This window comes from Pseudomonas sp. 4CAES_32.4 (assembly GCF_058136335.1).
Genome location: NZ_CM176882.1, coordinates 3937131 through 3957001, shown reverse-complemented (window position 1 = coordinate 3957001; position 19871 = coordinate 3937131). Strand labels below are relative to the sequence as shown.

The 19871-nt window shown below is 60.9% G+C and carries 25 protein-coding genes; 11 read left to right on the top strand and 14 right to left on the bottom strand.

From position 1 onward, the window contains the following. Positions 1 to 170 precede the first annotated feature (170 nt). The 7 genes from AC3Y64_RS17795 to AC3Y64_RS17765 all read right to left on the bottom strand — a co-directional run bounded on the left by AC3Y64_RS17795 (position 171) and on the right by AC3Y64_RS17765 (position 3790). Positions 171 to 1172: a glycosyl transferase family protein gene (locus tag AC3Y64_RS17795; RefSeq protein WP_489984707.1), complete on the bottom strand. Its 1002-nt coding sequence runs from the start codon at positions 1170 to 1172 to the stop codon at positions 171 to 173. Beyond that, positions 1169 to 1504: a TusE/DsrC/DsvC family sulfur relay protein gene (locus AC3Y64_RS17790; protein ID WP_489984706.1), complete on the bottom strand. Its 336-nt coding sequence runs from the start codon at positions 1502 to 1504 to the stop codon at positions 1169 to 1171. The genes AC3Y64_RS17795 and AC3Y64_RS17790 overlap by 4 nt, the downstream gene beginning before the upstream one ends. After that, positions 1501 to 1794: a sulfurtransferase complex subunit TusB gene (gene tusB, locus AC3Y64_RS17785; RefSeq protein ID WP_489984705.1), complete on the bottom strand. Its 294-nt coding sequence runs from the start codon at positions 1792 to 1794 to the stop codon at positions 1501 to 1503. Before tusB ends, AC3Y64_RS17790 begins: the two co-directional genes overlap by 4 nt. Then, a complete protein-coding gene (gene tusC / locus AC3Y64_RS17780) occupies positions 1794 to 2150 on the bottom strand; it encodes a sulfurtransferase complex subunit TusC (RefSeq protein ID WP_489984704.1) in 357 nt (118 codons plus the stop codon). The genes tusB and tusC overlap by 1 nt, the downstream gene beginning before the upstream one ends. Before the next feature lies 1 nt (position 2151). Then, positions 2152 to 2544, bottom strand: a complete 393-nt coding sequence (gene tusD, locus AC3Y64_RS17775; RefSeq protein ID WP_489984703.1) for a sulfurtransferase complex subunit TusD — start codon at positions 2542 to 2544, stop codon at positions 2152 to 2154. Between the two features lie 186 nt (positions 2545 to 2730). After that, positions 2731 to 3435 carry a YoaK family protein gene (locus tag AC3Y64_RS17770; RefSeq protein WP_489984702.1) on the bottom strand — a complete coding sequence of 235 codons (705 nt, stop codon included), beginning with the start codon at positions 3433 to 3435 and terminating at the stop codon, positions 2731 to 2733. Between the two features lie 25 nt (positions 3436 to 3460). Continuing rightward, entirely contained in the window at positions 3461 to 3790 is a 330-nt protein-coding gene (locus AC3Y64_RS17765; protein ID WP_489984701.1) for a DUF6388 family protein, read from the bottom strand. Positions 3791 to 3924: 134 nt separating this feature from the next. Here AC3Y64_RS17765 and AC3Y64_RS17760 point away from each other — a divergent pair, with 134 nt between their 5' ends. Further along, on the top strand, positions 3925 to 4275 hold the full coding sequence (locus AC3Y64_RS17760) for a hypothetical protein (RefSeq protein ID WP_489984700.1): 351 nt from the start codon (positions 3925 to 3927) through the stop codon (positions 4273 to 4275). Between the two features lie 58 nt (positions 4276 to 4333). Here AC3Y64_RS17760 and AC3Y64_RS17755 read toward each other — a convergent pair whose 3' ends face one another. Continuing rightward, entirely contained in the window at positions 4334 to 4759 is a 426-nt protein-coding gene (locus AC3Y64_RS17755; RefSeq protein ID WP_489984699.1) for a GNAT family N-acetyltransferase, read from the bottom strand. A 147-nt stretch (positions 4760 to 4906) separates the two neighbouring features. Between AC3Y64_RS17755 and AC3Y64_RS17750 the strand changes: the two genes are divergently transcribed. The 3 genes from AC3Y64_RS17750 (at position 4907) to AC3Y64_RS17740 (ending at position 6897) form a co-directional block, all read left to right on the top strand. Continuing rightward, positions 4907 to 5344, top strand: coding sequence for a hemerythrin domain-containing protein (locus AC3Y64_RS17750; protein WP_489984698.1), 438 nt, complete (start codon positions 4907 to 4909; stop codon positions 5342 to 5344). Positions 5345 to 5566: 222 nt separating this feature from the next. After that, entirely contained in the window at positions 5567 to 6202 is a 636-nt protein-coding gene (locus tag AC3Y64_RS17745) for a lytic polysaccharide monooxygenase auxiliary activity family 9 protein (protein ID WP_489984697.1), read from the top strand. Between the two features lie 104 nt (positions 6203 to 6306). Continuing rightward, complete coding sequence (locus AC3Y64_RS17740) at positions 6307 to 6897, top strand: NUDIX domain-containing protein (RefSeq protein ID WP_489984696.1); 591 nt, start codon at positions 6307 to 6309, stop codon at positions 6895 to 6897. A 1-nt stretch (position 6898) separates the two neighbouring features. Here the strand turns inward: AC3Y64_RS17740 and AC3Y64_RS17735 are convergent, their stop codons facing one another. Further along, a complete protein-coding gene (locus AC3Y64_RS17735; RefSeq protein WP_489984695.1) occupies positions 6899 to 7414 on the bottom strand; it encodes a methylated-DNA--[protein]-cysteine S-methyltransferase in 516 nt (171 codons plus the stop codon). 150 nt (positions 7415 to 7564) lie between these two features. On the opposite strand from AC3Y64_RS17735, the gene ggt reads away from it, so the two are divergent. Further along, positions 7565 to 9292 (top strand): gamma-glutamyltransferase, encoded by a 1728-nt coding sequence (gene ggt, locus AC3Y64_RS17730; protein ID WP_489984694.1) that lies wholly within the window; start codon positions 7565 to 7567, stop codon positions 9290 to 9292. A gap of 66 nt (positions 9293 to 9358) precedes the next feature. Then, entirely contained in the window at positions 9359 to 9892 is a 534-nt protein-coding gene (locus AC3Y64_RS17725) for a cysteine hydrolase family protein (protein WP_489984693.1), read from the top strand. Between the two features lie 147 nt (positions 9893 to 10039). Here AC3Y64_RS17725 and AC3Y64_RS17720 read toward each other — a convergent pair whose 3' ends face one another. Next, positions 10040 to 10687 carry a TetR/AcrR family transcriptional regulator gene (locus AC3Y64_RS17720; RefSeq protein ID WP_489984692.1) on the bottom strand — a complete coding sequence of 216 codons (648 nt, stop codon included), beginning with the start codon at positions 10685 to 10687 and terminating at the stop codon, positions 10040 to 10042. Between the two features lie 142 nt (positions 10688 to 10829). Here AC3Y64_RS17720 and AC3Y64_RS17715 point away from each other — a divergent pair, with 142 nt between their 5' ends. Further along, on the top strand, positions 10830 to 11288 hold the full coding sequence (locus tag AC3Y64_RS17715; protein ID WP_489984691.1) for a GNAT family N-acetyltransferase: 459 nt from the start codon (positions 10830 to 10832) through the stop codon (positions 11286 to 11288). On the opposite strand, the gene AC3Y64_RS17710 is transcribed toward AC3Y64_RS17715, so the two are convergent. Next, complete coding sequence (locus tag AC3Y64_RS17710; protein WP_489984690.1) at positions 11279 to 11587, bottom strand: DUF7693 family protein; 309 nt, start codon at positions 11585 to 11587, stop codon at positions 11279 to 11281. The two genes, AC3Y64_RS17715 and AC3Y64_RS17710, sit on opposite strands and share 10 nt — an antisense overlap. Before the next feature lie 160 nt (positions 11588 to 11747). On the opposite strand from AC3Y64_RS17710, the gene AC3Y64_RS17705 reads away from it, so the two are divergent. Then, the gene (locus AC3Y64_RS17705) at positions 11748 to 13193 is read left to right on the top strand and encodes a SulP family inorganic anion transporter (RefSeq protein ID WP_489984689.1); all 1446 of its coding nucleotides are present in this window, start codon (positions 11748 to 11750) and stop codon (positions 13191 to 13193) included. 12 nt (positions 13194 to 13205) lie between these two features. Here the strand turns inward: AC3Y64_RS17705 and AC3Y64_RS17700 are convergent, their stop codons facing one another. Both AC3Y64_RS17700 and AC3Y64_RS17695 read right to left on the bottom strand, forming a co-directional pair. Continuing rightward, a complete protein-coding gene (locus AC3Y64_RS17700; protein ID WP_489984688.1) occupies positions 13206 to 15392 on the bottom strand; it encodes a GAF domain-containing hybrid sensor histidine kinase/response regulator in 2187 nt (728 codons plus the stop codon). A gap of 183 nt (positions 15393 to 15575) precedes the next feature. Next, entirely contained in the window at positions 15576 to 16094 is a 519-nt protein-coding gene (locus AC3Y64_RS17695) for a carboxymuconolactone decarboxylase family protein (protein WP_489984687.1), read from the bottom strand. Positions 16095 to 16226: 132 nt separating this feature from the next. Between AC3Y64_RS17695 and AC3Y64_RS17690 the strand changes: the two genes are divergently transcribed. Further along, positions 16227 to 17042: a helix-turn-helix domain-containing protein gene (locus AC3Y64_RS17690; protein ID WP_489984686.1), complete on the top strand. Its 816-nt coding sequence runs from the start codon at positions 16227 to 16229 to the stop codon at positions 17040 to 17042. 3 nt (positions 17043 to 17045) lie between these two features. Here AC3Y64_RS17690 and AC3Y64_RS17685 read toward each other — a convergent pair whose 3' ends face one another. Further along, positions 17046 to 17939, bottom strand: coding sequence for a DMT family transporter (locus AC3Y64_RS17685; RefSeq protein ID WP_489984685.1), 894 nt, complete (start codon positions 17937 to 17939; stop codon positions 17046 to 17048). Positions 17940 to 18029: 90 nt separating this feature from the next. Between AC3Y64_RS17685 and AC3Y64_RS17680 the strand changes: the two genes are divergently transcribed. Both AC3Y64_RS17680 and AC3Y64_RS17675 read left to right on the top strand, forming a co-directional pair. Next, positions 18030 to 19361 (top strand): aminotransferase-like domain-containing protein, encoded by a 1332-nt coding sequence (locus tag AC3Y64_RS17680; RefSeq protein WP_489984684.1) that lies wholly within the window; start codon positions 18030 to 18032, stop codon positions 19359 to 19361. 51 nt (positions 19362 to 19412) lie between these two features. After that, a complete protein-coding gene (locus tag AC3Y64_RS17675; protein WP_489987995.1) occupies positions 19413 to 19829 on the top strand; it encodes a c-type cytochrome in 417 nt (138 codons plus the stop codon). Positions 19830 to 19871: the final 42 nt, after the last annotated feature.

Here is a 19871-nt window from a genome sequence, read left to right as displayed (position 1 = left end):
GCCAATGTTGACGATTTGGTGCTGTTCGGTGCGAGGACCGAAAGTTGAGCATCGGCAGCTAGGATTTGAGCATTTCCCTCCAGCCCGCAGCGCAAGTATCCTTTTTACTTCTTCCTTAAAGTCGTCTCTCACTGTTTCTTCCTATTTGTGGGTTGGCAACATCAATATTCTTAGATTGTACGGGTTCGGTTATTCCAATATTTTTGGGCGCTATCGAACGCCTGCTCGCGGGGCTGACCGAGACCACGCAAGGCCAGCGCCATGGTCGCAATCAACGCCATTTGCGGGTAACTGTCGACGACGTCGCCGCGCCAAACGGCTTTCAGGTGTTCGACGTCCAGGGTTGCCGGTTTGACGTGGCGCTGCGCTGACAATTGCGGCCATTCCTCGTCCCAACTCTCGCCGCCGGTGGTGCCGTACAAGTGGCTGTCGGCATCCGGGTTGATCTCGATTTCGCCGCCATCACCCTTGACCACAATCGCCGTGTCGCCGAGCAAACCGCTGGCATCACGGTGCACGGCCTGATAGCCCGGATGGAAGATGCTTTGCAGCCCGCAACGTGCGCCCAGTGGGTTGAGAATCCGCGCCAGCGAATGAATCGGTGAGCGCAGGCCCAAGGTGTTGCGCAGGTCGATCATCTTCTGCAACTGCGGCGCCCAGTCCAGCAGCGGCATGAAGGCGAGGCCACCGTTGTCCAGCGCCGAGCCGACTTGTTCCCAGGTGCGGCACAACGGAATGTTCAACTCGCCGAGCAACTGCTCGCTGTACAGACGCCCGGCGGTGTGAGCGCCGCCGCCGTGCATGAAAATACGCACGCCGTTCTGCGCCAGGCACTTGGCTGCCAGCAGATACCACGGCAGATGCCGCTTCTTGCCGGCGTAGGTTGGCCAGTCCAGATCGACGTTCAATGCAGGTGCCTGCAAACGTGCGCGCAGGGCTTCGGTGAAACCGGCCATTTCCTCGGCGCTTTCTTCCTTGTGCCGCAGCAACATCAGAAAGGCGCCGAGCTGAGTGTCTTCGACCTTGTCGTCGAGCACCATGCCCATGGCTTCTCGGGCTTCCTCGCGAGTGAGGTCGCGCGCACCGCGTTTGCCTTTGCCGAGGATGCGCACGAACTGGGCGAACGGGTGCTCGGCAGGTGTTTCGAGGGTCAGCGCTGGGAAGTCGGTCATAAGCAATTCGTCGGTTTGGGCAGGCCCGCCAGTTTCGCGGCGAGTTTGGCAGGGGTGCCTTTGAACAGGCGGTTCAGGTGCAGGCTGTTGCCTTTTTCCGGACCGAGTTTCAGCGCGGTGTACTTGATCAGCGGGCGCGTGGCCGGCGACAGCTGGAACTCTGCGTAGAAGCTGCGCAGCAGTTCGAGGACTTCCCAATGTTCGGGCGTCAATTCGAGCTGTTCTGCAGCGGCGAGAGCGCTGGCCACCTCAGCCGACCAGTCGCTGAGGTCGACGAGGAAGCCGTCCTTGTCCAGTTCGATGGCGCGGGCGCCGACGGTCATGGAGTTCATAGCCAACTGTTGACCTTGTCGTGGTGGATCGTCAGCTCGACGAAGGCCGGGTAATCGATGGCTTCGGCCCAGTCGGGGACTGCCATGGCGCGAGCCTGTGCATCTTCGGCGAGGACAAACAATTTGATCTGGCGGGTGTGCAATGCGGTGAACGGCGCGGTGCCCGGTTGCAGTGCATAAACCGCATCGCCGGACAACAGCAAAGCATCAGCGCTGCCGATCAAACGCAAGCAACTGCTCAGGCGATCGTCGCCGAAGGGAGAATGAGACAACATATGCAAAGTCGACATCAGAGGGTGATCACCTGGTCGTAGCGGTCAATAAGGGCGGTGATGTGTTCGGCGTCCAGCGGCGCGGCTTCTTCCAGCGACAGCTCGCTCAAACCGCGAAGGCTGGCGCTTTCGGCGCAATAAAACAGCTCTTCAACGCCAAACATCGGTAGCGCTTGCAGGTTGGCGCTGAGGTCTTTCTGCTGCAAAGCCTTGGCGTTTTGCCCGGTGCCTAGTTGCAGCACACCGTCATCGAGAAACAGCAGGCCGATCGGCAGATCGAAGGCGCCGCCGGCCAGGACGATGTCCAGCGCTTCGCGGGCACCGGGACCGGACCATGGCGACTGTCGGCTAATGATTAACAGGGATTTGGCCATCTCACGCACCTCCGAAACAGATCAGGCGGTCGGCGTCTTGCACGGCGTCATGCAACTGACCGAGGCCGGACAATTCCCACGGCGCGCTGACCGAAATCGCTTCACGCTGATAACGCTTGGCTTCTTCGCTGTTCAGCACTCCGCGACGCAGGGCGGCGGCGATGCACACCACGCCGTCCAGCTTTTGCTCGCTGATGAAAGTGCGCCATTGTTTGGGCAAGTCCAGTTCGTCCTGCGGGGTGACCACCGCATCGGAGGCGTTGTAGACGCCGTCCTGATAGAAAAACAGCCGGACAATTTCATGCCCACCGGCCAGCGCAGCCTGTGCAAACAGCAGGGCGCGGCGCGAGGAGGGCGCGTGGGCGGCGGAAAACAGCGCGATGGCGAACTTCATGACGGACTCGATCAGCAAGACTGCGGCCATGATAAAGCATTGGATCTTGGCGTGCCGCAGCTCTTCCGAGCAAACACGACCCTGTAGGAGCTGCGGCCCGCTGCGATCTTTTGATCCTGGACAACCACATCAAAAGATCGCAGCCTCGTTTCACTCGACAGCTCCTACAGGTTGGGCAAACGACACTCAGCGCGGCATGTAGCCCAGTTGCCAGCGGCGCGGGATCTTCAGGGAGAGCAGCCCGATCATCGCGGCGAGCAAGCCGCTGGCGAACATCGCCTGGAGTCCAAAATGGTGTTCCAGCACCGCTCCCAGGATCGCGCCGATAAACATCCCGCTCCACGGCACCAGTTGCACCCGCCAGCCGCTGCGGCGTTCGCCGAGCATCCAGCGGCCCAATCCACGGCCGAATCGCGACAAGGCACCGGTGACATACGTCAGACCGACCGGCAAACCATTCACTTCCTCCACTGACGCGTTCAGCATGCCCATGGCGATGATCGCCGCCAGCAGCGCCGGCAGTTGCGAGTCATAGGGCCAGACAGCCGCTGCGCACAGCAGGGTGGCGATACACAGTAGAAGCGGCAGTGCCCGACGTCCGCCGACCCGCGCGACGACAACGCCCAAGGCATTACCAGCAATAAATGTCGCGACGAGGATCAACAAACGCCCGGTCAGCCCGATGTCGCCGTCGCTGATCGCCACGGCGAGTCGGGTGGTGTTGCCGCTCATGAACGAGACGAAGTCGCCGCTGGCCATGAAACCGATGGCGTCGGTCATGCCGGCCAGGACCGAGAGGCTGGCCACCAGCGCCAGCCCCACGCGCCCGCGCCACTTTTGCGTGTGCAAGTGGCCGGGGCTGGCACGGTGGGTGGAGGCGGAGGGCAGCATCGGTGGCGGTATCCTTGGTCGACGGTTACGGGGCTATGCCATACAGATCGCAATATTCCAGCCAATCCATTCCGGCCATCTCCGCGACTTCACGGTGCACTTCAAGACGCTGCGCCTGGTATTCCTCCGGTGTCTCGGCGGTCAGTTGCAGGGTCAATTCCCAGGCAAACAGACCGAGACTTTCCGCCTCGGCTTCGAACGCCTCATGCAGTCGCTCTTCGCGATATTGCGCCTGGGTTTCGCCCTTGGCCTGGGCCAGTAACGGGTTGAGGTTATCGAGGGTGTCACGCAGTTCGGGACGTGCTTCAAGAAACAGTTTCAGGGCGTGTTCATGTCGCTGGTCAGTGGGCGCCATAGCGTTTCCTTGTGAGGCTGATGACCGTAGGTTGCCGCAGCGGTCGACGTGTGTCGCGCTATAAATGCAGTAAAGCAGAACGATTCTGCTGGTTGCAGTGATACAGTCCGCTTTTTTCTGAATGAGCGAAGGCAATGCGAATTCTGATGGTTGCGCTGGCAGCGACGCTGTTGGCCGGTTGCGCGGGTTCGGTGATGGACGATGCGCGCACCAAAGCCCCTTATAAAGTGCTGACGTCGGACAAAGCCGAGAAAGTCGTGGCCCAGTGTGTGCAGTTCGGCTGGCAGGACGAAGCGGTATTCAGTGTGGATGCAGCGGCGTATCTGGAACCGCGCAAGTCTGGCGGTACAACGGTTTACACGCGTTCGGCGGAGTCGTTTGTCGATGTCATCACCGAGTCCTCGGGGACGACGCTGAATTACTACGCGCAGAAGGATGACTTTGTTGCCAAGCGCCGCTTGGCGGCGTTGGCAACTTGCCTCTGAGCCTGCGTTGAAGCTCCTGGCGCTTTCGCGACCAAGCCTCGCGAAGGCGCCAGGAGCTTCAACCGATCAGCCGCTTCTGGAAGAAATGCCGCTTATGCCCCAGCGGATAATCGGCGATTTCCCCGCACTGGCTGAACCCCATCTTCTTGTAGAACTCCGGCGCCTGGAAATCGAAAGTGTCCAGCCAGATGCCCACGCATTCCTTGTCCCGCGCTGTCGTTTCGGCCATTTGCATCAGCTTCGAGCCAATGCCCTGACCCCGTCCTTGCTCCGGCACCGCGAGCAGATCAATGAACATCCACCGATAAAACGTGTGGCCCCACAGGCCGCCGAGAATCGCGTCGTGCTCATCGCGCACCAACAGCGCGATCGTCTCCATGGCCGAGGGTCCAGCCTTGGCGACGTTATAAGCACGCAGTGGCGCCAGAATGGCGGTGCGTTGTTCTTCGGTGGGGTCTTGCGACAACTCGATACGCAGGTTCATGCCTGACTTCCTTGTGGTTGAACCCGCAGCCTAACGTGCCCGACGCCAATCTTCCAAGCGCTTGCTTAACCCAAGTGGAACCGCCGTTCGCGCGCCGGGGTCTAGGCATTACAGCGTCATTTCGAACGCGGTTGATGAGGACATCCCATGAATATTTTTGAAGCTCTTCGCGAAAGCCACGACCGCCAGCGTTCCTATGCCAAAAGCCTGATCGAAACCAGCGGCGATACCCCGGAAAGAGTTGAAGCCTATAAACAGCTCAAGGCCGAATTGCAGGCCCATGAAACGGCGGAAGAGCGTCATTTTTACATTCCATTGATGGCGTTCGATAACGGCGTTGACCTGAGTCGCCACGCCATATCCGAGCACCATGAAATGGACGAGATGATGGAAGAGCTGGACGAGACCGAGATGTCCAGTCCGGCCTGGCTGGCCACGGCGAAAAAGCTCTCTGACAAGGTGCATCACCACCTCAAGGAAGAAGAGCAGAAATTTTTCCAGATGGCCGGCAAATTGCTCAACGAAAAACAGAAAGTCCAACTCGCCGCAGAGTACGAAAAGGAATTCAAAGCGCAGTTGCCTTGAGTACCGAATGGCAGTTTTTGCAGCTTTGCCGTGTAATCTTTTCGCTCATCGTAGGGTGGGCGTTGTCGTAATAGACTGTATATTCATCCAGTATTTGCTGCGTTTGCTGATTGTCCGCCGGATGACTGCGACAAAACCGCCGATGGACAAAAAAACCACCTCCGTTAGCTTGAAGGCCTCTCCTCGGGAAGGAGAGTTCTTAAATCAACGGAGTGAAAAATCATGAATCAGGCAATTGCACAAACTGAACTGAAACACGGTCGCGTGACCTCTCCAGCCAGCCGCGGTGCCGTGGCTATCGATCTCGGTCTGCTCGGTGGTTGGCAGGTCAACGAGATGGAGGGTGGCAAAAACTTCCCGGCGTTGGCCGCCGGGCCGTTTCCTGCGCCGTTCGAGACCGATTCGGCGAGCGTGTCGCCACCTGCCGACGGCTACATCCTCAGTGGCGGCAAGTCCGATGCTCGCGACTGCGTGAACTACACCGATGAAGAAATGAGCCAGAAACTGGGTCGTTCGTTCGCCTGGCCGCTGCTCAACGTCGAGCCGGGCCAAATCCTCAAGATCAATTGGGTTTACACCGCACCGCACACAACCCGCGGCTACCGCTGGCTGATCACCAAGGATGGCTGGGACCCGAAACAACGCATCAGCCGTGCGCAACTGGAGGCGCAACCGTTCTTCGAGGATTTCTATCCGCAGGTGCCGTACTACAGCCATGCGGGTGAGTTAAAGGCCAAAGTCGAGCATGAAGTGAAACTGCCGACCAGCAAGAAGGGCCGTCACGTCATCGTGCTGATGTGGATCGTTGCCAACACCGGCAACGCGTTTTATCAGGCCTTCGACGTCGACTTCCAATAACGACGCACTTTGTTCAAATGGTGAAGCCCGGTAGCGCTGCCGGGCTTTTTTTGTTGAGATTATTCGGTCATAGCCACTTACCAGATAAATAAGGATCAGGCGTCATGCCCAACACAGCTGAACGGGTCAACATCGTCGACACTCAGGTGTTGTCCCAAGACTGGTATCTGCTGAAAAAAATCACCTTCGATTACCGCCGCAACAACGGCGAGTGGCAGCGTCAGACTCGCGAGGTGTACGACCGTGGCAATGGCGCGGCGATTTTGCTGTTCAATCGCGCCAAGCGCAGCGTCGTGCTGACGCGCCAGTTCCGTTTGCCGGTGTTCGTCAACGGTCATGACGGCTTGCTGATCGAAGTGGCGGCTGGGTTGCTGGAAGGTGCCGCGCCGGAACAGCGGATTCGCGATGAGGCCGAGGAAGAAACCGGCTATCGCGTGCACGACGTGAAAAAGGTCTTCGAGGCTTACATGAGTCCCGGTTCGGTTACCGAAAAACTGCACTTTTTCATTGCCGAATACGATGCGGCGTCGAAGGTCAGCGACGGTGGCGGCCTGGAGGAAGAGACCGAGGAGCTGGAGGTGCTGGAGTGGGGCTTCGATGAGGCGCTGGCGGCGTTTCAGCGCGGCGAAATCTGCGACGCCAAGACCATCATGCTGTTGCAGTATGCGGCGATGAATAACCTGTTCGGTGCCTGATTCAGAACAGCTGACCGGTCTTGCCAACCGCTGACCACTGGCCGCCCTCAAGCGTCAACAGGCGTTCTTTCGCTTCCAGCCCTCCGGCAAACCCGGTCAGTTTCCCTGACGCGCCGATCACCCGGTGACACGGCGCGACGATGGAAATCGGATTGCGCCCATTCGCCGCGCCCACTGCCCGCACCGCAGTGGGGTTGCCGATCTGCTCGGCGATCTGGCTGTAGGTGCGTGTTTCGCCAAACGGGATGGTCAGCAGCGCCGCCCAGACTTTTTGCTGAAACTCGGTGCCGGCGAAAGCCAGGTCCAGGTCGAAGCTGTTCCGCGTGCCGGCGAAATATTCTTCCAGCTGTCGAGCGGTTTTCACCAGGATCGGATTGTCCGCTGCTTCGCTCATGGGGCCGAGGCGTACCCGGTTCGGCTTGTCGTTTTCCCAGAGGATGGCGGCCAGTCTTGAGCCGTTCGCGACCAGCTTCAACTCGCCAACGGGCGAGGGCAGGGTGATGAACGTGTAGGACATGGGGACAGACTCCGGATCAGGGCAACAACAGCGCCCAGCATACTGCCTGATCGGGGAGGCGCAATACGCAAAGCCGACCATACTGCTTGGTGCTCTTGAAGTGTTCCCCCGCAGTTTCAGCCCCTGAAAAACAAAAAAAGAGATCGACTCATGAAGTACGAACCTTTTGCAAAATCGCTGATAGCGACCTCACTGGCCCTCAGCTGCCTCATGGCCCATGCCGCTTCCGTGGCACCGGTTGCCGCAGAAAACGGCATGGTCGTGACCGCGCAACATTTGGCCACTCACGTCGGCGTCGACGTATTGAAAAGTGGTGGCAACGCCGTGGACGCGGCGGTTGCCGTGGGTTATGCGCTGGCGGTGGTCTATCCCGCAGCCGGTAACCTCGGTGGTGGCGGTTTCATGACCATTCAACTGGCGGACGGGCGCAAGACCTTCCTCGATTTCCGCGAAAAAGCCCCGCTGGCTGCCACCGCGAACATGTACCTGGACAAGGAAGGCAACGTCATTCCCGACTTGAGCACCCGTGGCCACCTGGCCGTTGGCGTTCCGGGTACCGTGTCCGGGATGGAACTGGCGCTGAGCAAGTACGGCACCAAACCGCGCAAGGAGATGATTGCCCCTGCGATCAAACTGGCGGAAGACGGTTTCGCGCTGGAGCAGGGCGACGTCGAGCTGCTCGAATATGCCACCGACGTGTTCAAGAAGGACATGCGCGATTCCGGGTCGATCTTCCTGCACAACGGTGAGCCGATGCAGGTCGGGCAAAAACTGGTGCAGAAGGACCTCGGTAAAACCCTGCGCACGATTTCCGAAAAGGGCGCCGACGGCTTCTACAAAGGCTGGGTGGCTGATGCCATCGTCACTTCGAGTCAGGCCAACAAAGGCATCATCACCCAGGCCGACCTCGACAAATACAAGACCCGCGAACTGGCCCCGGTGGAGTGCGATTACCGTGGCTACCACGTGGTGTCCGCGCCGCCGCCGAGTTCCGGCGGGGTGGTGATTTGCCAGATCATGAACATCCTTGAAGGCTATCCGATGAAGGACCTGGGCTTCCATTCGGCCCAGGGCATGCACTATCAGATCGAAGCCATGCGCCACGCTTACGTGGATCGCAACAGCTACCTCGGCGACCCGGATTTCGTCAAAAATCCGATCGAGCACCTGCTCGACAAGAATTACGCGACCAAGCTGCGTGAAGCGATCCAGCCGCAGAAGGCTGGCGTGTCGGCGGAGTTGAAACCCGGCGTCGCGCCCCACGAAGGCAGCAACACCACCCACTATTCGATCGTCGACAAGTGGGGCAATGCGGTCTCGGTCACCTATACCCTCAACGACTGGTTCGGCGCCGGCGTCATGGCGAGCAAGACCGGGGTCATCCTCAACGATGAAATGGACGACTTCACCTCCAAGGTCGGCGTGCCGAACATGTACGGTCTGGTCCAGGGCGAAGCCAATGCCATCGCTCCGGGCAAAGCGCCGCTGTCGTCGATGAGTCCGACCATCGTCACCAAGGACGGCAAAGTGGTGATGGTTGTCGGCACGCCGGGTGGCAGCCGCATCATCACCGCGACCTTGCTGACCATGCTCAACGTCATTGACTACGGCATGGGCTTGCAGGAAGCCGTCGACGCGCCGCGTTTCCACCAGCAATGGATGCCGGAAGAAACCAACCTCGAAGACTTCGCCGCCAGCCCGGACACGAAGAAAATCCTCGAAAGCTGGGGCCACAAGTTCGCCGGGCCGCAGGATGCCAACCACATCGCGGCGATTCTGGTGGGGGCGCCTTCGCTGGGCGGTAAACCGGTCGGCAAAAACCGTTTCTACGGCGCCAACGATCCACGGCGCAATACCGGCTTGTCACTGGGTTACTGATACGCGTAAAAAGGGGGCGGGCTCAGGTCCGCCCCTGTTCCAAGGACTGATCAAGGAAGGCTCATCATGACCACTGCATTACTGATCATCGACGTCCAGCATGCCCTCTGCTCGGGCGAGTATCAGTGCCACGACATCCATAACATCATCGACAGAATCAATGCCCTCAGCACCCGCGCGCGCAAGGCTGGCGTGCCTGTGGTGCTGATTCAACACGAAGAAGCCGACAGTCCGCTGGCTCGCGGCGCCGAAGGCTGGCAACTGGCCAAAGGTCTGGCAACCGCCGCCAGCGACTTGCGCGTAGGCAAGACCACGCGGGATTCTTTCTACCAGACCGACCTGCGCAAACTGCTGCCGAGCGAGGACTTCGAGCGCCTGGTCATCTGCGGCCTGCAGACCGACTACTGCGTCAACGCCACCGTGCGCCAGGCCCATCAACTGGGCTACGACGTGGTGCTCGCCGGCGACGCGCATTCCACCGTCGACAACGGCAACATGAGCGCCGAAGACATCATTGCCGAACACAACAAAGACCTCGCGCACCTGACCGGCTCCGTAGCACGAATCGACGTAAAACCCGCCGCCGACATCACCTTCTAACCGCACACATACACACACGCATAAACCCTGTGGGAGCTAGCCCTGCTAGCGATGGCGCTGGGTCAGACGATGATGTTCGAATGACCCACTCCTTTCGCAAGCAAGCTCACTCCCACAGGGGCCGTGTGAGTCAGGCCTCTCTGCTCTTCAAGTCGCAAACAAAACCCCACGAATCTCTCCAACCCGCCGTGGCGGCACCACCACGCCTTCCAGCACCATCCGCGTAATCGTTTCCGCCGCCCGTTCGTAATCCTCATCCTGCGGCACTTCGCGCTCCATGATCCGGCCTATCTGCCAGCCAATGTTGGTGTACGTGCGCGTGGCCGACCAGATGAACAGCATCAGATGCTCCGGGTCCACCGGTGCGAGCAAGCCGCGTTCGATCCAGCTGCGCAGGCAGTCGACGTTGCGCCGTGCTTCGGCGTGGAGCAGGTCGCGGCACTCGTCGGGTAATTGCCGCCCGCCCAGCAGCAACTCGCCGCTGAATACTTTGGCAATCGCCGGGTGTTCGCGGGCGATGCGAATCCGCGCGGCGACGTAGGCGCGAAGGCCGATCAAGGGATCATCGCTTTCGCGCAACACCGCCGAGGCTTCGAGCAACGGCTCGACAAACCCCAGCAACACTTTGCCGTATAGGTTTTCCTTGGTCTGGAAGTAGTAATAAAGATTGGCCTTGGGCACCCCGGCGCGGGCAGCGATGTCGCGGGTCTGGGTGGCGTCGAAGCCATTGGCGGCGAACTCTTCGCTGGCGGCGGTGAGGATCAACTGCTCGTTACGAATTCGAATGGCGCTCATGGCAACACGGTTTTGGTGGACGGCATGGCAGGGTTCTGGCGATTTCGGTTTCGCAATATACAAAACTATATAGCGATCAAGCCACCCTGATCGACGAGCAACGCTATGCTGCTTCAATCATTTCAATAAAAAGGGCAGGGCCATGGCTATTCAGGCAGTGCGGGCGAACGCGAGTCATCTGGACGCGGTAGCGCAGCTGTTCGACGCCTACAGGGGTTTTTATCAGCAACCGTCGGATATCGAGCAATCGCGAGCATTCATTGCCGAGCGCATGGCGGGCAACGAGTCAGCGATTTTTCTCGCTCAGGATGAGCAAGGGCAGGCGCTGGGATTTGTGCAGTTGTACCCGACATTTTCGTCCATCGACGCCCATCGTGCCTGGTTGCTCAGTGACCTGTTCACCGCTGCGACTGCGCGCGGTCGTGGGGTTGGCCGCTTGCTGATGAACACGGCGCGAGACTTTGCCCTGGAAACCGGCGCCAAAAGCATGCTGCTGGAAACCGCCACCGACAACATCACCGCGCAGGGTTTGTACGAGTCATTGGGTTATGTGCGCGACACGGGTTACTACACCTACCTGCTCGATTTGCGTCAGGGCTGAGTGGATTCGCGTAATAGCTTTTCGATCTGCGCCAGTTCCCAGGTACTGAGCAAACTCACCGGGTCCGTGCCGTAACGCTGCCACGTGGCGAGGGTGCCTTCATGGCCATCGGCATTTTGCGCGTATTCACAGTGGTGCAAGCGTCCGCCCTCAAAATCGAGCAAAAGGCGCCAGCCCTCGATATCGACGAGGACGCGTCCGCTATTGTCGCAAGACTCGCGCAGTTCCAGCGTCAGGACGCCCAGCGCCGCGTCACGCAAGCGCTGGCAGACCTCACGGGCGGTCAGGAAAGAAGACATGGCGGGACTCGATCAAAGGCAGGAACGCGCCAGCATAAATCACCGCAAAAAGCCTGTCAGTGATTGCTGGCCCGGGCCCGGACAATTCCGTAACATTCGCAACCCTCAAATCTCGCGAACATCCGTGGCCATGCTCAGTGGCCACTCTGTCAGGTAAGCCATGAAACCGATACGTCTGCGCGCCGATGTCCTGGCCGGACTCACCACCTCATTTGCCCTGTTGCCCGAATGCATTGCGTTTGCGCTGGTGGCTCACCTCAATCCGCTGATGGGCCTGTACGGCGCCTTCATCATTTGCACGCTGACCGCGCTGTTCGGCGGCCGGCCGGGGATGGTCTCCGGTGCCGCAGGTTCGATGGCCGTGGTCATCGTCGCGCTGGTGGTGCAACAGGGCGTGCAGTATCTGCTGGCAACGGTGCTGCTCGGTGGCCTGATCATGATGGCGTTCGGGCTGCTGCGTCTGGGCAAACTGGTGCGCATGGTCCCGCACCCGGTGATGCTCGGTTTCGTCAACGGTCTGGCGATCATCATTGCCCTGGCGCAACTGGAGCATTTCAAGAGCGGTGAGGACTGGCTCAGCGGCACGCCGCTGTACCTGATGACCGGTCTGGTGGCGTTGACCATGGCCATCGTCTACATCCTGCCGCGCCTGACCAAAGCGGTGCCGCCGGCACTGGTGGCGATCCTTGGCGTCGGCTTGCTGGTTTATCTGTTCGGCCTGCCGACCCGCACTCTCGGCGACATGGCCCACATTGCCGGTGGTCTGCCGACGTTCGCGCTGCCGGACATTCCGTGGAACCTGGACACCCTGCGCATCATCGCTCCGTACGCAATCCTGATGGCGCTGGTCGGTCTGCTGGAAACCTTGCTGACCCTGAACCTCACCGACGAAATCACCGAAACCCGTGGCTACCCGGATCGCGAATGCGTGGCGCTCGGTGCGGCGAACGTGGTGTCCGGTGCATTCGGCGGCATGGGCGGTTGCGCGATGATCGGCCAGACCGTGATCAACCTCAGCTCCGGCGGACGCGGGCGCTTGTCCGGCGTGGTCGCGGGCGTGCTGATTCTGCTGTTCATCCTGTTTCTGTCGCCGCTGATCGAGCGCATTCCGCTGGCGGCGCTGGTGGGCGTGATGTTCGTGGTCTCGCAACAGACCTTCGCCTGGGCGTCGCTGCGGGTGGCGAACAAGGTCCCGCTCAACGATGTGCTGGTGATCATCGCCGTGACCACAATCACCGTGTTCACCGATCTGGCCACGGCGGTGCTGTGCGGGATCATCATCGCCGCGCTCAATTTCGCCTGGCAGCAAGCCCGCGAGCTGTACGCCGATGAGCATCTGGAAAGCGACGGCAGCAAACTCTATCGCCTGCACGGCACCCTGTTCTTCGCCTCGACCACGCCGTTTCTCAACCAGTTCGACCCGGCCAACGATCCGGAAAAAGTCACCCTGGACTGTCGTCATCTGAGCTTCGTCGATTACTCGGCCATCGCCGCGTTGAAAACCCTGCGCGAACGCTACGCCAAGGCTGGCAAGCATGTGCAGGTGTTTCATTTGTCGGAGCGCTGCAAGAAGTTGCTCAAGCGTGCCGGTGTCGATCACGACTGAGTCGGGCGTCGATCAGCCCTTGAGCCAGGTCTTGCCGAGAATGCGCGAGACCTGATCAGCGGAGTAGGGTTTGGGCAGAAAGTCGTAACCTTCATAACCGCTGCGCGCCAGTTCTTCGCTGTAGCCCGAGGTCAGCACCACCGGCAGGTCCGGACGTCGCTGGCGCAGCTCTTTGGCCAGCGCGACGCCGCTGATGCCCGGCATCACCACGTCGGAAAACACCGCGTCGAACGCCATGGCATCGGCGCCCAGCAGTTGCAACGCTTCTTCGGCGTTGGTCGCCCAAGTGGTTTCGTAACCCAGATCCTCAAGGATCTGCTGGGCGAAACGACCGACGTCGAGATTGTCCTCGACCACCAACACCCGACGGCGCACATCCCCCAGCGGCGTTTCCTCGACGTCGATCTCCGCCGGCGTTGCGACCACACTGGCGCTGACTTGCGGCAGGTACAGGGTAAACACGGTGCCTTCGCCGACCACGCTGGAGACGTCGACGTTACCCCCCGATTGCTTGGCAAAGCCGAACACCTGCGACAGCCCCAGGCCGGTGCCTTTGCCGACATCCTTGGTGGTGAAGAAAGGTTCGAAAATATGCTCAAGGGTTCGCGCGTCGATGCCGGTGCCATTATCGGTCAGGGTAATTGCCACGAACGGACTGCGTGAGCCGGCATGCGCACGAATCGCCGGCAACGGTTTGCCGCCCTCCAATCGCAGTTTCAGCAGACCCTGACCGTCCATGGCATCGCGGGCGTTGAGGGCAATGTTGATCAGCGCGGTCTCGAACTGGCTCAGGTCGGCGCGGATGTAGCACGGCTGATCCGGGCGCTCGACGCTGATATGAATCTGCGCGCCAGTTACTGATTCGAGCATTTCGCCAATGTTCGCCAGCCGTTCTCCAGCATCGACGACTTCCGGGTTCAGCGGCTGGCGGCGGGCGAAGGCGAGCAGTTGGCTGGTCAGTTTCGCCGCGCGTTCGACGGTGTCGGACACCGCGCGCATGTAGCGCTGTCGGCGCTCGTCCGAGAGGTTCGGCAGCCGCAGGAAGTCCACCGAGGAACGAATGATCGTCAGCAGGTTGTTGAAGTCATGGGCCACGCCGCCGGTGAGCTGGCCGATGGCTTCGAGTTTCTGCGACTGGCGCAACGCCGATTCGGCATGGGCCAGGCGCACGCTGCGCTCCTCGACCCGCTGCTCCAGCGTGGCATTGAGTTCCTCCAGTGCCAGCAAGCCCTGACGCACTTCGGCGTCGGCGCGCACGCGCTCAATGTGCGCCCAACAGCGTTCGGTCACTTCACTCAACAGCGCCTGTTCGAACCGTGACCAGGCGCGTGGATGCTTGTCGTGAATGGCCATCAGCGCGGTCAATCGGCCTTGCTTGATCAGCGGCATACAAATGGTCGCGGTGAGGCCGATGGCCTGGAATGTCGCCGATTCCTCAGGCGGCAGTTCGGCGCGGTTGTCGTGGATGATCAACGGCTGGCCGGCGTGCAGCAGGGTCACGGCTTTTTCGCCGAAGTCGCGCAGGCTGTAATGGCCGACGATGCTTGGCGAACCCGCCGCAGCAAAGTCGCCGCGAATGGTGAAGCCATCCTCGTCGGCATCCATGTCGGCATAGGCGCAGTTGGACAGATTAAGGTGCTCGACCATCAGGCGCGTGCTCGCGGCGAGAATCGCCTGGGCGTCGCTGGCGTTGGTCACCGCGTTGCCGATCGCCTCCAGCACAGCGAGGCGCTGGTTGAGAAAAACCGTTTGAGTGGTTTCGGTGACGGTGTCGAGCAGGCCGACGACGTGGCCTTGGGAGTCGCGAATCGGGCTGTAGCAAAACGTGAAATACGCCTGTTCCGGGCCGGCACCGCGTTCCACCACCAGTGGAAAGTTTTCGATGTAGGTGGCTTTGCCGGCGAAAGCAGCGTCGGCAATCGGGCTGATCTCGCGCCAGGCTTCTTGCCAGACTGTGCTGAAAGGACGCCCGAGCGCCTGCGGTTTGTTGCCGAGGATCGGCCGGAACGCGTCGTTGAAGAGGGTGATCAGTTCAGGGCCCCAGACGATCGCCTGAGGAAAATGCGAAGCGAGACTCAGCGAGACGGTGGTCTTGAGCACGTCGGGCCAGTGCTCCAGCGGGCCGAGTGGCGTGTTCACCCAGTCGTGACGGCGAATCTGCTCGGCCATCTCGCCGTTGTCTTGCAACCAGTTTGTCATAGGGTCCTTGTCTTTCCTGACGTCAGCCTGTGAAGAAAGACCCGTGCGTGTGGTGTTTGGTTTCAGAGCACCAGACATTCGTTTGCAGCGCAGACGATTCGAGCCTGCGAGCATCATGGCACGGCCAAACGATTTGTGGCGAGAGGGCATGCTCCCTCGCCACCGATTCGATCCCGCCGTTTATCAAGCGTCGATGGCCGGGAAATCAATCTCCGTCAGCGCGGTGTTGTTCAGGTAGTTGGTCAAGGTCTGAACCGCCACCAGGGCAATCACTTCGATGATTTTCACGTCATCGATACCGGCGGCACGGGCGGCAGCGATCTGCGCGTCGCTCAGATGACCACGGCTTTCTGACAGTTGACGGGCGAGGGCGGCATAAGCATTGAGTTCGCCCTGACGCGCCGCGACGATGTCCTGCGCCGACAGCCCCGACTTGCCGGCAAACAAGGTGTGCGCCGCCAGGCAGTAGTCGCAACCGTTGGCCTGCGAAGTGGCGAGGTACACCGCTTCTTTTTGCTGGGCGCTCAGCGAAGTCTTGCCGAGGATGGCCGAGGCTTGCACATAGGTGTCGAGGGCAACCGGCGCGGTGGCCAAGGTCGCGAACAGGTTCGGCAGGAAGCCGATTTTCTTCTTCACGCCTTCCAGCACAGTGCGGGTGGCGTCGGTGGCGGTGTCGAGGCTGATGGTGTTGATGCGGCTCATGGTGATTCTCCGAAAGTCCGCTACGAAGTGCAGCGGCGATGGATTGAATGGTAGGGAGCGCGGGTGGCGCTTTGGCGGCAAATCGTCGAGGATATGCGACAGATCGTCCAGATCTGTCGACGGGAGTCACCCATGGATCGCTTGTCCACCTTGCTCAGCCATTTCGGCGTGAATGCCGGGACCTTTCACAGCGGCACGTTCTGCGGTGTCGCCATGCATGAGGACGAGCCAGTCGGCCATGTGCATCTGCTACAGGCCGGCGAGTTGCGGATCAAGCCGGGCAGTGAGCGCGAGATTCATCTCACCGAACCGTCGCTGATTTTCTTTCCCCGACCGTTTGCCCATCGGATGTTTGCCGACGAAGCCATGCACAGCCAGGTGGTGTGCGCGACGCTGACCTTTGACGGCGGTTCGGGCAATGCCCTGGCCGCCGCGCTGCCGGATTATCTGGTGCTGAAACTGAGTGAGATCCCTGAACTGGCGAGCACCGTCGAATGGCTGTTCAGAGAGGCTTTCGAGGGGCATTGCGGGCGGATGGCGGTGATGGATCGGCTGTTCGAGCTGCTGGTGATTTTATTGTTGCGTCATCTGATCAGCAGCCGTGAGCAACAACCGGGGATGATCGCCGGGCTGGCGGACGCACGTTTATCGCGGGCCTTGAACCTGATGCATGAGCAACCGCAAACGCCGTGGAGCGTGGCCGAACTGGCGACCCTGGCGAACATGTCTCGCGCCAGTTTTGCCGAGCAGTTTCGCCGCGTGGTCGGGCAGACGCCCGCTGATTATCTGCTGAGCTGGCGGGTCAGTCTGGCGCAGAAACGGCTGCGCGAAGGCAAGCCGATTGCGCTGATCGCCGAGGAAGTCGGCTACGAAAGTCCGTCGGCGCTGGCCCGGGCATTTCGGCGCAAGACTGGCCTCAGTCCGCGGGAATGGAAGGCCGGTTCTTGAGGATTACTTGGCGAATTTCTTCGCCCCGGCCACGCACACGATCACACCCAAGGTCACCGCGAGCATGCCGAGGCTGACGTGTTCGTGCAGCAATGTCGCCGCCAGTGCCAGACCGAAAAACGGTTGCAGCAACTGCAACTGACCGACCGCAGCGATCCCGCCCTGGGCCAGACCGCGATACCAGAACACAAACCCGATCAGCATGCTGAACAACGACACATACGCCAGACACAGCCACGCCGACAGGCTGATCTGGCCGAACGAGGCGGGCGCCAGCCACACACTCAGCAGCGCCATCAGCGGCAACGCCAACACCAGCGCCCAGCAAATCACCTGCCAGCCGCCGAGGCTGCGCGACAGCTTCGCGCCTTCGGCGTAGCCGAGGCCGCAGGCCACAATCGCTGCGAGCATCAGCAAATCGCCGGTCGGCGAGGCGGTCAGCCCCTGAGAGATCGCGTAGCCCACTACCAGCGCACTGCCCAGCACGGAAAACATCCAGAACACCGGTCGCGGACGCTCGCCGCCACGCAGCACGCCGAAAATCGCCGTGGCCAATGGCAATAATCCGACAAACACAATCGAATGCGCCGACGTCACGTGTTGCAGGGCCAATGCCGTCAGCAGCGGAAAGCCGAGCACCACACCGAGCGCCACGATGAGCAACGACAACCACTGATTGCGCGCCGGGCGCCGTTCGCGAAACAGCCAAAGCAAGGCCACGGCCAGCACGCCGGCGATGGCCGCACGCAGCACCGTGAGAAACACCGGGTCGAATTCCAGCACCGCCAGGCGCGTGGCCGGCAGTGAGCCGCTGAAAATCACCACGCCGATAAAACCGTTGATCCAGCCGCTGGTTTTTTCCAGGGCCGGGGTGTTCAGGGTCGAGGTTCGTTCCATGGCTGATCGCGCTCGGCAGTGGGGTTGCGTTGTGATCATCCTAGGGTCGAGAATCAGCACAATCAAAAAATTGTCATGGATACATCAAGCATGCCGCGTTCGCGCTACAAGACCATCGTGGACGCCTACGCGGCAGACATTCGCTGCGGGCGTCTGGCGCCAGGCACGCGCTTGCCGACGCACCGGCAATTGGCGGCGCAAGAGGGGCTGGCGTTGGTCACGGCGTCGCGGGTCTACGCCGAGCTGGAGGCGATGGGGCTGGTCAGCGGCGAGACCGGACGCGGCACGTTTGTTCGCGAAACCTTGTTGGCGCCGGGGCAGGGCATCGATCAGAAAGACGTCGCGGTGGGCATGATCGACCTCAACTTCAACTACCCGTCGTTGCCCGGTCAGGCAGAATTATTGCGCACAGCGTTGCGGCAACTGGCGTTGTCCGGGGACCTGGAAGCGCTGCTGCGATATCAGCCTCACGCCGGTCGCGCCCACGAACGCGCGTCGGTGGCGCGACATCTGCTCGCGCGCGGCGTGCAGGTTGATGCCGCGCAAGTGCTGATCGTCAATGGTGCCCAGCAAGGCTTGGCGGTGACGTTGATGGCGTTGCTCAAACCCGGTGATGTGATTGCCGCCGATGCGCTGACCTATTCCGGTTTCAAAGTACTCGCCGAGGCGCTGCATCTGGAGGTCGTGGCGACCCCGGTCGGCGCGCACGGACCGGATCTGCAGGCGCTGGAAAAGCTCTGCCGCAGCCGCTCGGTGCGCGCCGTGTACAGCATGCCGACCCTGCACAATCCGCTGGGTTGGGTCATGCCGTTGGTGGCGCGCGAACAGTTGGTGGCGATTGCCCGACAGCATGATCTGACGATCATCGAAGACGCGGCCTACGCGTTTCTCGTGGAAAACCCACCGACGGCGCTGGTGCAACTGGCGCCGGAGCGCACCGTGTATGTGTCCGGTCTTTCGAAGAACATCGCCACCGGTTTGCGCGTCGGCTTCATCGCCGCGCCTGAACTTGCGGTGCCGGCGCTGGAGCGCATCATCCGCGCCACGACCTGGAACACCCCCGGCGTGATGACGGCCATCGCCTGTGGCTGGCTCGATGACGGCACGGTCAGCGTGCTGGAAGAGCAGAAACGCAACGACGCCCAGGCGCGGCAAGCATTGGCGGCCAAGGTGCTGAAAGGATTGCCGTACATCGGCCATCCGGCTTCGTATTTTCTGTGGTTGCCGTTGCCGGAAGACGTGCGCGCCGATCAGATCGTGGTGGCGTTGATGCACGAGCAGATTTCCGTCACCACCGCCGAGCCGTTTTCCGTGTCGGCGCATGTACCCCATGCGATTCGTCTGGCGCTGGGCTCGGTGGACATGGCGGTTCTGCGTGAGGCCTTGACCACGGTCAGGCAGATCATCGGCGCTTACCTGTAAAAACAAATGCTACCCTTGCGCCGCCCGATTTACGCCGATCTGGAACACTCGATGAAAACCACCGCACGCCTGTCCCTCGTCCTGTTAACCGCCGTGCTGTTCAGCCCGCTCAGCCACGCAGCGGGCGACCCGCAAGCCGGGGCGAAAATCTTCCCGCGCCTGTGCGGTGGCTGCCACCAGGTTGGTGAGTCGGCGCGACCGGGTTTCGGCCCGCAACTCAATGCCATCATCGGCCGACCCGCCGGCATCTCGGCGAACTATGTGTATTCCGATGCGATGAAAAACTCGGGATTGACCTGGAACCGCGAAACGCTGATCGCTTATCTGAAAGACCCGAAAGGCGTAGTGCCGGGCACGCGGATGATTTTCTGGGGGCTGAGCGACGAGGAGAAGGTCGATAATCTGCTGGCGTATCTGCAGAGTTTCGATGCCGACGGCCATGCCCCGGCCGATATTCTTCAACCCTGAACGCTGTGGGCGCGGCGCGTACTGGTCTGACGGCAGCATTTG